At 45.6% G+C, this 14,053-nt stretch carries 8 protein-coding genes; all 8 read left to right on the forward strand.

What is annotated here, in order from left to right; translation table 11 throughout:
• Positions 1–322: 322 nt before the first annotated feature.
• The 8 genes from ygfK to L4D09_RS08415 all read left to right on the forward strand — a co-directional run bounded on the left by ygfK (position 323) and on the right by L4D09_RS08415 (position 14,032).
• Entirely contained in the window at positions 323–3,436 is a 3,114-nt protein-coding gene (gene ygfK, locus L4D09_RS08380; protein WP_428457043.1) for a putative selenate reductase subunit YgfK, read from the forward strand.
• 15 nt (positions 3,437–3,451) lie between these two features.
• Complete coding sequence (gene ssnA / locus L4D09_RS08385) at positions 3,452–4,780, forward strand: putative aminohydrolase SsnA (RefSeq protein WP_428457044.1); 1,329 nt, start codon at positions 3,452–3,454, stop codon at positions 4,778–4,780.
• 14 nt (positions 4,781–4,794) lie between these two features.
• On the forward strand, positions 4,795–6,972 hold the full coding sequence (locus L4D09_RS08390; RefSeq protein WP_428457045.1) for a xanthine dehydrogenase family protein molybdopterin-binding subunit: 2,178 nt from the start codon (positions 4,795–4,797) through the stop codon (positions 6,970–6,972).
• Entirely contained in the window at positions 6,962–7,432 is a 471-nt protein-coding gene (locus tag L4D09_RS08395) for a (2Fe-2S)-binding protein (protein ID WP_428457046.1), read from the forward strand. Before L4D09_RS08390 ends, L4D09_RS08395 begins: the two co-directional genes overlap by 11 nt.
• The gene (locus L4D09_RS08400; protein WP_428457047.1) at positions 7,426–8,340 is read left to right on the forward strand and encodes an FAD binding domain-containing protein; all 915 of its coding nucleotides are present in this window, start codon (positions 7,426–7,428) and stop codon (positions 8,338–8,340) included. Before L4D09_RS08395 ends, L4D09_RS08400 begins: the two co-directional genes overlap by 7 nt.
• Positions 8,341–8,740: 400 nt before the next feature.
• Positions 8,741–9,535, forward strand: coding sequence for a molybdopterin-dependent oxidoreductase FAD-binding subunit (gene ygfM / locus L4D09_RS08405; protein ID WP_428457048.1), 795 nt, complete (start codon positions 8,741–8,743; stop codon positions 9,533–9,535).
• Positions 9,536–9,537: 2 nt separating this feature from the next.
• Positions 9,538–12,408 carry a molybdopterin-dependent oxidoreductase Mo/Fe-S-binding subunit gene (locus L4D09_RS08410; protein WP_428457049.1) on the forward strand — a complete coding sequence of 957 codons (2,871 nt, stop codon included), beginning with the start codon at positions 9,538–9,540 and terminating at the stop codon, positions 12,406–12,408.
• 217 nt (positions 12,409–12,625) lie between these two features.
• Entirely contained in the window at positions 12,626–14,032 is a 1,407-nt protein-coding gene (locus L4D09_RS08415; protein WP_428457050.1) for a nucleobase:cation symporter-2 family protein, read from the forward strand.
• The last annotated feature ends 21 nt before the right edge of the window (positions 14,033–14,053 follow it).

A 14,053-nucleotide genomic window follows, 5' to 3' on the forward strand; every position in this document is an offset into this window, starting at 1 on the left:
CCTATCAAACTGATAATCTTATATTAAATTGATAGACGTTAATTTTTAGTTAGTAATAATACTCATTTACTCAATGATACAACTGTGTCTAAGTCTATTTATATGATTGCTCTGAATCACATTCTAATAGTGAATTAAGATATTGGTCACGAAAATAATTTCAAAAATATCCTTTTTATTAAATTAAATGAAATTTGGCGCACTAGTTGCTGTTAGCTGTAGTAATGGCTGAATATTCCAAGCCTAATTTTAATACGCATGCACGAAGAAATGTGCTGGCTGTGAAATATAAAACAAAAATACAGCATCAAGGAGATCTATCATGGGAGACATCATGCGCCCCGTTCCGTTCGGCGAGCTGCTAAATCGCGTTTTTAGTGAATATAAGCAGAAGCAGTCGATTTTTGAAATTCCATCAAAGCAGTTTTACCGAAAAGAAAATCACAAAAATTTATCGGTATGGGGAGAGTATTGTGAAACTCCTGTTGGTCCAGCCGCAGGCCCACATACACAATTGGCGCAAAATATCATTGCATCGTGGTTGGCCGGTGGCCGTTTCATGGAACTTAAAACCGTTCAGAAACTGGATACGCTTGAAATCGCCAAGCCCTGTATTGATGCTGAAGATGAATGTTTTAATACTGAATGGTCTACTGAATTCACACTGATCAAAGCTTATGATGAATACCTAAAGGCTTGGATTGCGCTGCATTTGCTAGAGGAAGTCTTTGCTCCTTGTGCCGATGGCGAGCAGAAGTCATTTATCTTTAATATGAGTGTTGGGTATGATCTATCAGGGATCAAAACAGCCCCAATGCAGAAGTACATTGATGATATGCTGGACTCAAGTCAGCACCCAGACTTCTCACGTTATATTGATGAACTGAAAAATTTCATTCAAGCCCCTGCATTTATCGAGCAATTTGATCTTGCTGAGCGTGTTGATGAATTACTAACCATGGCGGATACGATTTCTAGTCAGTTAACGAGAGGTGTGACGCTTTCAACCATGCACGGTTGCCCTCCGCATGAAATTGAAGCTATTTGCCAATACATGATTGAAGAGAAGGGGATTAACACCTTCGTTAAGCTTAATCCGACCCTGCTAGGATTTGAGCGGGTGCGTAGCATTCTTGACAATGCTGGCTTTGATTATGTTGCACTGAGTGAAGAGTCTTTCTCTCATGACTTACAAATCAACGATGCTAAAGCAATGCTCCATCGCTTAGTCGATTTGGGTAAAGCACAGGGTATCGGTTTTGGGGTTAAGCTTACCAATACACTCGGTACACTGAATAAAAAAGGCCGTTTACCTGATAAAGAGATGTACATGTCAGGCCGAGCCTTGTTCCCTCTATCAATTAATGTCGCACTGGAACTCYCCCGCGAATTTAACGGCACACTACCAATTTCCTATTCTGGCGGGGCGAGTAAATTCAATATCCGCGAGATCTTTGAAACCGGTATTCGTCCAATTACCATGGCCACTGACCTGCTTAAGCCGGGTGGGTATCTCCGCTTAGCTGACTGTGCTAAAGAGCTGGAAGTCAGTGATAAGTGGGGAATGCAGCAAGTCGATCTTGTGAAGCTTGAAGCGCTTGCTGAAAAATCACTGGTGGCGGAATACACCCAAAAAGAATGGCGTGGACCAGAAGAGATCAGTGTTCATAAAGCCGTGCCGCTTACAGATTGCTACATTGCGCCTTGTGTGACAGCTTGCCCAATAAGCCAAGATATACCTGAGTATTTGCGCCTAATGGGTGAGCACCAATATACCGAGGCACTAGAAGTCATTTATTCGCGTAATGCTTTACCGTCAATCACAGGCCATATTTGTGATCACCAGTGCCAGTACAACTGTACTCGTCGTGACTATGAAGGCGCATTGAATATTCGTGAGATGAAAAAAATCGCTCTTGCGAAAGGCTGGGAAAGCTATAAGGCCAAGTGGCATGAGCCAGATTTAGATAAGGCTAAGCACCCTGTCGCTGTTATTGGGGCGGGGCCAGCTGGTTTATCTGCTGCTTACTTTATGGCACGGGCAGGGCATCCAGTGACAGTGTTTGAAAAAGAGCACAATGCGGGTGGCGTGGTGAAAAATATTATCCCGCAATTCCGCATTCCGGCTGAAGCCATTGAGCATGATATTAAGTTTGTTAGTGACCATGGTGTCCATATCGAATACGGCTGTAACCCGAATATGACAGTGAGTACGCTTAAATCAAGTGGCTTCAAATATGTCTGCTTGGGAATAGGTGCTGACAAAGGTAATCCAATGTCATTGGCTGGCGAAAACACCCGTGTTTATAAGTCGCTCGAATTTTTAAGAAGCTTTAATGATGGTGAAAAGCTAGAGCTTGGTCAGCATGTTGCTGTTGCCGGTGCAGGTAATACCGCTATGGACAGTGCGCGTGCAGCATTGAAAGTTAACGGCGTTGAAAAAGTCACCATTCTTTATCGTCGTACTATCGCCGAAATGCCTGCTTACAAAGAAGAGTATGAAGAAGCAGTTGAGGATGGCGTGCAGTTTATGTTCTTGACCAATCCTGAGCAGTTTAATACTGATGGCAGCTTAGTCGCGCGTGTTATGGAGCTAGGAGAGCCTGACGCTCAGGGCCGTTGTCGCCCTGTTGCGACTGAAAAAACCATTGAACTGCAAGTCGATTCACTTATCACTGCTGTAGGTGAGCAAACTAACCGTGGCGTATTGACCCAAATGGGTATCCCAATGGGTAGCGATGGTTGGCCTGAGGTTAACAAAAAAACAGGTGAGACTACCGTCGAAAACGTATTTCTGATGGGCGATGTCCAAACCGGTCCATCATCCATTGTTTCAGCTATTTCCGGTGGACGTAAAGCGGCAACAACAATACTTGCCCGTGAAGCCCAACATGATGAAGTCCCTGAGGTGGTATCACAGGTTACAGCTGATTCGATTTATGCCCGAAAAGGGGATATTCAAGTTAAGTTAATTGAAGCAAGCAAGCTAGAAGAGGCTGATCGCGACAGCTTTATTGAGCAAGAGTCAAATCGATGTTTAGAGTGCTCATACATCTGTAGCAAGTGCGTTGATGTTTGCCCGAACCGTGCCAATATTTCACTGCCGATCCCTGGTTTCAAAGACCAATTCCAGACGCTACACCTTGATGCTTACTGTAACGAGTGCGGCAACTGTGCTCAGTTCTGTCCATGGGATAGCAAACCGTACAAAGATAAGTTCACGTTGTTTAATTTACGTGAAGATTTTAGCCATAGCACCAATGTTGGTTTCTTTGTGGAAGGTGATGAAGTGTTGGTACGTACACAGGGTGGTATACACGCTTTCAGAATCGATGAAGGTGTGGTTGAAATGCCTGAAGCATTAGCTGACGAAGCCACCATCATTAACTATGTAATCGCTAACCATAACTACCTGCTTGGTAAGGTAGAGGTATAGGTAAGGAGCAACGGAATGTTATTACTTAAGAATGCAACAGCAGTACAGTATGAGCCTGCGCTTATCAAAGAAAACGTTGATATCGTGACAGATGGCAGCATTATAAAGGAAGTTGGCGCTAACTTATCAGCTAAGTATCCAGAAGCCGAAGTGAAGGATATGAAGGGCAAGCTTGTGATGCCGGGCATGGTTTGTTCCCATAACCATTTCTACTCGGGATTGGCCCGCGGGATTATGGCAGATATTAAACCTAGCCCTGACTTCATCTCGATTTTGAAAAATCTATGGTGGCGAATGGATAGGGCGCTAGATGAAGAAGCAGTGTACTACAGTGGCTTGATCTGCTCACTGGAAGCCATTAAGTCAGGTTGTTCATCAGTGATAGATCACCATGCTTCGCCTAATTATGTTGCAGGTTCGCTCAATACATTACGTAAAGGTTTCTTGAAAGCAGGCTTACGCGGCATGACTTGCTACGAAACAACCGATCGTAACGGTGGTGCGAAAGAAATGATGGCAGGGGTTGAAGAGAACATTGCCTTCGCTCAGCTAATCGATAGTGCGAAAGAGAAAGGTGAAGAACCGTATTTAGTCGAGTCTCATATTGGAGCACATGCTCCGTTTACGGTGACCAATGAAGGGTTAGCGATGATGGCAGAAGCGGTACAGGCGACAGGACGTGGTATTCATGTCCATGTAGCTGAAGATCGCTATGATGTAACCCACAGCCATCATCATTACAATCAAGATATTGTTGAGCGCTTAGATAGTTTCGGTTTGATTAACGAGAAAACCTTGCTTGCTCATGGCTTGTTCTTATCGGAAAAAGATATTGCGATTTTGAATGCTAAAGATGGCTTCTTAGTACATAACTCTCGCTCTAATATGAACAATAACGTTGGTTATAACGATAAACTTATGCGCTTCAAGAATGTCGCTTTAGGCACTGATGGTATTGGAGCTGACATGTTTGAAGAACTCAAGTTTGCTTTCTTCAAACACCGTGATTCAGGTGGTCCATTATGGCCTGATAGTTTCTTACGTCACTTGTGGAATGGCAATGAGATCCTAGCGCGTAACTTTGGCGCGAAATTTGGTCGCCTAGACGCAGGTAATAAAGCGGATTTAACTGTTCTGGATTATACCAGCCCAACGCCATTCGTCGCCGACAATCTGCCAGGTCATATTGCCTTTGGCTTTAATGCTGGCAACGTCAATAGCGTGGTTGTTGATGGTCGCTTTGTGTATGAAGATCGCAATTTCCCATTCGATATTGCACCGATATATGCCGAAGCTAGCAAAGTCGCACAGCGTCTTTGGAAGACCATGGATAGACTCGATTGATGTGAGAACTCATTATGGATACGGTAAATACGACGTTTAAGTGGGACGAAGCCACTGGTAACGCTAAGTATATTGCCGACCGCCATTACGAGGGACTATTAGAAGGGCGGTTTTACCGCTCTTCTTGCCCTCGAGGGCATATAAAGTCGGTTTCTTTGCCATCGCTACCTGATGGCTATCACCTGTTCGGGGCTGAAGATGTACCCGGACAGAATGTGCTGCCAATTGTTGAAATTGACTGGCCAGCATTTGCGGAGCAAGAAGTACGGTTTGTTGGTCAGGTTATATATCTGTTGGTTGGCCCCGACCCCGATGAGCTAGAGCGGTTACTCGGGCTTATTGACATTGAATACCTGCCACTCACCCCTGCATATACGATAGAGCAGTCTAAAGCGGCGCTCGATGGTGCTATTCATGGGAAAGATAATGTACTTGATCATCATGTCTTATACCGGGGCAATATTGATGTAGGGTTTGAGCAAGCAGTAACGGTAATTGAAGAAATTTGCTCAACGAGTTATCAAGAGCATATCTACCTCGAAACTCAAGGCGCTGTTTGTTATCCAAGTGATGGAAAAATTGTTTTAGAAGGCTCGATGCAATGTCCTTGGTATGTACATCACACGATGGCAGTTGTACTTGGCCACGATAAGGTCAGAGCAATACAGTGCCCGACAGGAGGCGGCTTTGGTGGCAAAGAAGATTTCCCTGATGTGTTAGCGGCTCCTTTGGCAGTTGCTGTTGAACAACTGCAACAACCAATACGAATTATCTTCGAACGGGGTGAAGATATTGCGACAACATCAAAACGCCACCCTGTGACACTCCACTATAAAACCGGTATTGACGCGTCGGGCAATATTGTTGCAATGGATATCCGATTTGATATTAATTCGGGGGCTTACCTGAGCTTATCCGGTATTGTGCTGCAACGTTCTATCACCACTGCAACTAATGTTTATGACATTCCAAATGTACGGGTTGAAGGCCATGCGTGGACGACAAATACCGTGCCTACTGGCGCATTTCGTGGCTTTGGCTCTCCTCAAACATGTTTTGGTATGGAGACCCACATTAATCATGTTGCCAAGCAATTGGGTGAAGACCCAATCACCTTCAAGCAACGTCACTTCCTTACATCATCGTCAAAAACACTGACAGGAGCAGATGTATTTGGGGATTTGGTGTTAGACCAAATGCTGACACGTTTGTTAGATATGTCGGATTATCGCCGCAAAATAGCCGAAATTTATCAAGCAAAAGCTCGTAACGGCGTGAGTGGGCCTAAATCGAGTAAGCAACGTGGCATCGGCGTGGCAATTTTTCAGCATGGTTGTGGTTTTGCTGGTGATTTAGAAGACACGCTAGTGCGAGCCAAGCTCAAATTGATTAAGCATGCCGATGGGAACGTGCAGATCCTTGCCTCAAATACCGACATTGGTCAGGGACTTAGCCTGACTTTTCGTAAAATTGTCGCTGAAACGCTAGAAAAACCGCTGATAACCATTCAACTTGCAGTACCAGATACCGCTGTTGTTCCCGACTCAGGGCCAACGGTAGCATCACGTTCAATTCTCATCGTGGGATACCTTATCGAAAAAGCCGCAAAAAAGCTGAAAAGATCATGGAAAGACGGCGAAAAACAAGAAATTGTGCAAACTTATTGCAAGCCCGAGTATCACCAATGGGATCAGAATACCTATCAGGGGAATGCTTATCAAGCGACCAGTTATGGTATGAACATGGTTGAGGTTGAAGTCGATGTCGATACTGGTGAAACCGATATTGTTGGGGCTTGGGCTGTTTATGATGTAGGCAGGGCCATCGACCCCATGATTTTCAAAGGCCAAATAGATGGAGGCTTGGTACAAGCTCTGGGTTATGGCAGCTGCGAGAAGCTTGAGTTGACACTTGATGGAACGTTCGCTCAGCGCACTATGGCTGATTATGTTATTCCTACAGCGTTGGATGTGCCAAGCATACAAAGTGAGTTGGTCGATAACCCATACCCTTATGGTCCCAATGGTGCAAAGGGGGGCGGCGAGTTAACCCATAATGGTGGCGCTGCTGCTTTTGCCGCTGCGGTTGAGAATGCGATCAGCATCCCATTGTCATCAATTCCGGTTACCCCAGAAAAAATCTGCGAAGCACTTTATCAGCGCAGTGAGCAAGGGGATTACAATGAAAATTGAGTTTTTCTTAAATGAGCAGTTGATCAGCGTTGACTGTGATCCGATGCAGTCACTCTTGCATACGCTACGTCATGAAATGTCGCAAACTGCAACCAAGGAAGGGTGTGGTGAGGGTGAGTGTGGTGCGTGTTCGGTGCTGTTCAATGGCCGGTTAGTTAATGCATGCATGATGCCGATTGCCCAAGTAGAAGGGGGAGACGTCACGACACTTGAAGGCTTACGTCAAACTGAAAAAGGCCAATGTGTCATAAATGCCTTGTTGGAGGCTAAGGGCGTACAGTGTGGTTTTTGTAGCCCCGGAATGGTATTGGCTTTATATGTCCTACTTGAAGTAAATTCCAATCCAGATGAACTGACAATTCGTACTGCAATTTCGGGTAACTTATGTCGCTGTACTGGTTACGGTATGATTGTTGATGCTGCGAAAATAGCGGCTAAAAGAGGAGAGGGGTTATGGTAAACGTTTATCGCCCCGACTCATTGGAGCAAGTGTTAGATAAGCTAGCTGTTGGTGAGCACACTGTTTTTGCTGGCGGAACAGATTTGATGGTACGCCATGCCGTAAGAGCAGGAATGACCTCACGTTTTAACCATGATGTTGTGTTTGTTGATGCAATTGATGAGCTGAAACATATTATGGTGTCTGAGTATTTTACTGATAGTCAATCAACAATGGCGTTACATGCGGGTAAAGCTTTGTTTATTGGCGCTGGTGTCGTATTGGCGGATCTTGAGCATCATCCGTTGGTACCTGATGTGTTGCAGCAAAGCGTGGCTGGTATAGCGGCACCAGCTTTACGAAACCGCGCGACCCTTGCTGGTAATATTTGTAATGCTTCACCAGCTGCCGACTCACTCCCCGCCCTATATCTGCTTAATGCACGGGTTATCCTATCCTCCATTAGGGGACAGCGTGATATCCCGTTAGCGGAATTTATTCAAGCACCGGGGCTAACGAGTTTGATGCCTGATGAAATGCTTAGTCATATTGTTATTCCGTGCACTGACTTACCAGTGACTTTTTACCATAAAGTGGGAACTCGAGCGGCAAATGCACTTGCAAAGCTTTCAGTTGCGGGCTTGGCAAAGGTTTCAAAAACGCAGGAAAGTAAGGCTGTGATAGCTGATTGGCGGGTTGCCTTTGGCGCGGTTGGCCCTACTGTGATCCGAAGTGCTGAACTTGAATCGATGGTTGTGGGTCAACGGCTCGAAGTATTAGCAAAGCCTGCTTTTCTCGCGCAGGTTACCGATTGTTATCGAGAGATCATTCGGCCAATAGATGATCAACGTTCGACTGCTAATTATCGGTATCAAGTATCGCTTAATCTCTTAAGACGTTGGTTGTGTGATATATCAGCACAAGGATAAAATGGCATATATTTATCTGAGTTAAGGGGCGAAAGCCCCTTTGTTATTTTCAGCTAGCGTGTAAAAACCAGAAGAACTATCAATATCATATTGATAGTAAAAATATTATTTTGATAGAAAATAGCTGACTGTATGAGAGATAAAAAATAAAGAAATTTTTTTGCCTCGACGAGGGTGAAAATAGTGTGACCAAGCTGATGATGTAGATCGCATATTCGGTTTAATTTCTGATCGTGTTCACGGTTAGCTCTATCGCTTAAGCCAATAGGTAAGCTTGGCTTAATTGTTGCCTTTTTTAGATTCAACAACGTTTTCAGATCGATCAAATACGCTCCAGCATCAAGTTGATTGAATGCGATGTAGGAATGTTCAGATAACCAGAGTTCTAAAAGGTATTAAAATGATTGAGCAATATTTAACGCCTGATACGCCCAAGCAGGCACTTGAGTTGATGCAACAGTATGGTGATGAAGCCATTTGGTTTGCAGGTGGCTCGAAGATCAACGCTACCCCAACTAAATCTGATTGCACCGTCGCTATAGCGTTGTCCAAGCTGGACTTATCCGATGTCAAACAACAAGGTAATAGCCTCCATATTGGTGCGATGTGCCGTATTCAGCAGCTAATTGAGCATGAACTGGTTCCCGCTGCGATTAAGCAGTCTGCTGCTTTTATTTATTCTCGTCATATCCGCAATCAAGCGACGCTTGGTGGTGAAATAGCTGCACGCCAACCTGAAGCGGTACTTGTTCCTTGCTTGATGGCTATGCAGGCCGAATTACTCCTGGCTGATGGTCAACAGGTTTCTACAGAAGTTTATCTGCAGCAGGAAGTGCGAGAGTTAATTACGGAAGTGATTATTCCAGACGTCACATTGAGCTGTATTGGTTATAACCTAACACGATCCGCGGCAGGGCTAGCGGTTGTAACAGCTGCAGTTTCAGTTGATAGGTCAGGAAATAAGGTTATCGCCCTTGATGGAGTCGCACCATTGAAAAACGGCGCCGCTCAGCCGATTCGCTTGCGCGATGTAGAAGGGCAAGATCTGAAAGGTGAACTTCTGGAGCAGGCTGTTGCAGATGCAATATACCCCGTTGCTGATTTATGCGGCAGTGTTGAGTATAAGCGCTATATCGCTGGGATCGTGGTCACGGATTTGATGATGGAATGCCAGCAGTTGGCACAGGAGGCTTAAGCATGACTATCCAATTTATCCTTAATGGCCGACCACAAACGCTATTCTGCCGACTAGGCGAGAATGTACAAACACTACTACACGGTATGGGTTTTCATTCGGTGCGAAATAGTGATGATGGTTTTGGCTTTGCCGGCTCTGATGTCATTTTGCTAAATGATACTCTTGTGAATGCCTCATTGCTCATTGCCGCGCAATTAGAAGGTGCAGAAGTGAAAACGGCTGAGTCACTTGGTCGTTGGAATCAATTGAGCTTAGTACAACAGGCGATGATTGATGTCGGTGTGGTGCAGTCAGGGTATAACGATCCTGCATTGGCTTTGATCTTAACTCAGTTACTTGAGGTGAACCCAACTCCGACCCGTGATGAAATCGACGATGCCATTTCTGGGTTATTTAGCCGAGATGCAGGTTACCAACAATTCTATGATGTCGTGGCTCTGGCAACAAAACGTTTATCTGATCCGGATTACAAACAGCAGTTTGCACCAGAGTTTCGTGATGACTTGAATATCGTCGGCAAAAATTGCCCGAAAATTGATTCAGCAAAAATGGTACAGGCAAAACCTTGCTATGTAGAAGACCGTATCCCAGCGAATGCCTGTGTGATAAAGATGCTGCGTAGCCCACATCCACATGCGTGGATCACGCATTTAGATGTCTCGAAAGCCGAGGCTCTAGCGGGTGTTGTGGCTGTGATTACTTACCGAAATTGTCCCGATATCCCTTATACCCCTGGAGGACAAAGCGCACCAGAGCCTTCGCCACTGGATCGTCGTATGTTCGGTCAAAAGATGCGGCATGTTGGCGATCGCGTTGCGGCCGTGGTGGCAGAGAGCCCAGAGATTGCTGAGCAGGCATTGAGTTTGATATCGGTCGAGTATGATGTACTTGAGCCTGTTATAACCATTGATCAAGCTATGGCGAAAAATGCGCCGATTGTTCACAACGAGCCCATTGAGTACGGTGTAGGTGCGCCTGATGATCTGGAGTTGCAGAACCTTAATGCAGATCCCCGTGAAGGAAAATTAATCGTTAACTTTCCTATCGGTTGTTTCCCGCGTAAGAATATTGCTGCCAGTGTTCGTGGCCATATTGGTGATTTGGCAAAAGGGTTTGCTGAAGCTGATGTAGTTATTGAACGCACTTACGAGTCAAAGCAGGTACAGCAGCTGCCGGTTGAAACGCATATTTGTTATAGCTATATGGATGGTGATCGAATTGTCATGCATGACTCAACTCAGGTGCCATGGCATGTGCGTCGTCAGGTAGCAAAAATCCTTGGCATTAAGCAAAACAAAGTTCATATCGTTAAAGAACGTGTTGGCGGCGGTTATGGCTCTAAGCAAGATATTTTACTTGAAGACGTTTGTGCATGGGCAACATGGACAACCGGACGCCCAGTCTATTTTCATCATACCCGTGAAGAAGAGTTCATCTCTAATTCAACTCGCCATGTGGCGAAAGTAACGGTTAAGTTAGGCGCGACGAAAGACGGCAAATTAACTGCGATTGATATGGAATTCCGTGCAAATACAGGTCCATATGGCAACCACGCGTTAACGGTACCGAGTAATGGTCCTGCTTTGTCATTACCGCTTTACCCGTGTGATAACGTTGATTTCCGAGTGACGACTTATTATTCCAATATCTGTCCAACAGGTGCCTATCAAGGTTACGGTGCGCCGAAGGGGAACTTTGCCTTAACCATGGCAATGGCTGAACTCGCCGAAGAGTTAGGCATCGACCACCTTGATATGGTTGAGAAGAACCGTGTGGTTGAAGGCCAAGAACTGAAAATACTTGCTGCCATTGGTGAAGGCAAGATGCCAGCTAGTGCGCCCAAAGTGCATAGTTGTGCTCTGGAGCCAATTCTACGCGAAGGGCGAAAATTAATTGAATGGGACACGCCAAAACCAGTGAAAGGTGATTGGAAGGTCGGGCGTGGTGTTGCCATTATTCAGCAGAAGTCAGGGATCCCTGACATTGACCAGGCTAACTGTCGGATAAAAATGGCATCAGATGGCACCTTTATTGTTCACTCTGGTGGCGCTGATATCGGTACCGGCTTAGATACAGTTATCAGTAAATTGACCGCAGAAGTGCTTTGTTGCCCGATGGACGATATTACCGTTCACTCTGGTGATACTGATCATGCGCCGTTTGATAAAGGCGCCTATGCATCGTCGGGAACGTGCTTCTCGGGTAATGCAGCCAAACGTGCTGCTGAAGCAATGCGAGAGAAAATCCTTAAATGTGGAGCTGAAATGCTAGGTGAGCCTGTTGACGAGGTTAAGCTGGCAGCACCTGGCATTGTTGTTGGTCAGTCTGGGACAGTCAGTTTCTTCGATATTGCGCATAAAGCTGAAAGCGGCACTGGCTGGGGCCAACTGCTGGCCTCGGGCTGCTTTATTACATCCGAGTTTGCTTTTCCTTATGGGGCAAACTTTGCCGAAGTTGCTGTAAATACGCGTACAGGTGAAATTCGACTCGATAAATTCCACGCTTTACTCGATTGTGGTACGCCTGTGAATCCCGATTTAGCTCTCGGACAAATCTACGGGGCTAGCATGCGAGCCATTGGTCACAGTTTGACTGAAGAGCTGGTTTATGACGATAACGGTATACCGTTAACTCGCGATCTGAAGAGTTACGGCGCACCAATGATCGGTGACATACCTCGTGACTTCAAGGCTGTGCTCGTGCCGAGCGACGATCCGGTTGGCCCTTATGGGGCGAAGTCAATATCGGAAATTGGGGTAAACGGAGCGGCACCAGCGATTGCCTCTGCAATACATGATGCATGTGGGGTGTGGCTTCGTGATTGGCACTTTACGCCAGAAAAAGTCCTACGTGGACTCAATAAGCTCTAGCGATTTGTGAGCGGTCACTTTCAGGGGATGGGAAGTGACCGCTTTCATTTGCGAATGAGCCGTTTTAGCTTGGCTAGTTAGGTGGCGTAAAGCCACAGTAATATACAGGGATGGCAGCAGTTTAAATCGGTGACGATTGGACTGAATAGGCCCTAAGGTTTTCTGGCTAGGTTATCGATTCATTACGCGTCCAAAATTAGTAATGGATGGTATTGAAATGAAGCTGTTTTATAACGTCGAAGACAAGCCCCCTGTAGGGGCATCAATTTTACTTGCCTTGCAACATATGTTGGCAGCGATGGGCGCAATTATTGCTGTGCCTTTGGTGGTGGGCAGTGCTATTGGTTTACCTACCGATCAAATGGTGATTTTGGTTAATGCTGCTCTGATGGTATCGGGCGTAGTTACGATAATTCAGTGTAAAGGCGTAGGCCCTGTTGGGATCCGCTTACCCGTTGTGATGGGGACAAGTTTTACTTTTGTCGCTATTTCGATTTCGATTGGATTAGATGCAGGTATTTCCGGTATTTTTGGCGCGTCCCTAGTTGGCTCGCTGGTAATGATCATCGGTAGCCGTTTTATGCCCCAGATCCGTAAGCTTTTCCCTCCCGTTGTTTCTGGCACGGTGGTCGTTTTAATTGGTTTAACAATTCTACCTGTTTCTGTCGATTGGCTAGCTGGTGGATTTGTCGGCCAAGAAGAATACGGGCAACTCAATAACTTGATGTTGGGTTTGTTGGTGCTAGTGGTCGTCATTGTATTATCTCAGGTCGGCACAGGGTTGATCTCTGCTGCAGCTATAGTGCTAGGCATGATGGTTGGCTATCTCGTTGCGATGTTGATGGGGATTGTCGATTTCACGCCAGTGAAAGAGGCAAAATTCTTCTCTCTGCCTGAGGTGCTGCCATTTGGCTTAACATTTACCGTGAGTGGGATCATAGGGATGTCGATAGCCTATTTAGTGACCATTATGGAATCAACAGGAGACTTCCTAGCACTAAGCGATGCAACTCATACCAAATTAACAGGTAAAAAACTGTCCAAAGGCATTCTATGTGATGGGTTAGGGAGTGCCCTTGCTTCAGTCTTTGGTGCTACGCCATTTTCATCATTCAGCCAAAATGTCGGTATTGTATCGATTACCGGGGTAGCTAGTCGTCATGTGGTAGCTGTAACGGGTGTCATTATGCTGTTTGCTGGCATGTTTCCCAAATTCGGTGGTTTGGTGGTTACCATTCCTTCACCAGTACTCGGTGGTGCTGGCCTTGTGATGTTCGCGATGATCATTTCAGCAGGGATTGGCATTTTGTCACGAATCAACTTTACCAAACGTAACATGCTGATCATTGCTGTGGGGGTTGCCACCGGCATGGCTGTTACCGTTCGCCCTGAGATATTAACGTATATGCCAAGTTCCATACAGGTCATTCTAGGTTCAGGGATCACTACAGGGTCTTTGGTGGCGCTTAGTTTGAACTTTGTATTAGGTATTAACCGTGCCGATGAAGCCGAAAGCGCGAAAGATAAGCGTGAGGCTTTAAAAGAACAAATTAAAGAGTGTGAGGCTTGTGATAAAGCACTAGCAGAAGAAGAAACAAAACAAGCAAGCCAGCAAGAGAATTAACGACGAATCAGAACACAACAT

It is taken from the genome of Photobacterium makurazakiensis, from assembly GCF_050336715.1.
Taxonomy (GTDB): Bacteria; Pseudomonadota; Gammaproteobacteria; order Enterobacterales; family Vibrionaceae; genus Photobacterium; species Photobacterium makurazakiensis.

What these genes read in the sequence shown, in the direction of transcription:
- ssnA (WP_428457044.1), top strand. Translation starts at nt 3,452, where the DNA reads ATGTTATTACTTAAGAATGCAACAGCAGTACAGTATGAGCCTGCGCTT.
- L4D09_RS08390 (WP_428457045.1), top strand. Translation starts at nt 4,795, where the DNA reads ATGGATACGGTAAATACGACGTTTAAGTGGGACGAAGCCACTGGTAAC.
- L4D09_RS08395 (WP_428457046.1), top strand. Translation starts at nt 6,962, where the DNA reads ATGAAAATTGAGTTTTTCTTAAATGAGCAGTTGATCAGCGTTGACTGT.
- L4D09_RS08400 (WP_428457047.1), top strand. Translation starts at nt 7,426, where the DNA reads ATGGTAAACGTTTATCGCCCCGACTCATTGGAGCAAGTGTTAGATAAG.
- ygfM (WP_428457048.1), top strand. Translation starts at nt 8,741, where the DNA reads ATGATTGAGCAATATTTAACGCCTGATACGCCCAAGCAGGCACTTGAG.
- L4D09_RS08410 (WP_428457049.1), top strand. Translation starts at nt 9,538, where the DNA reads ATGACTATCCAATTTATCCTTAATGGCCGACCACAAACGCTATTCTGC.
- L4D09_RS08415 (WP_428457050.1), top strand. Translation starts at nt 12,626, where the DNA reads ATGAAGCTGTTTTATAACGTCGAAGACAAGCCCCCTGTAGGGGCATCA.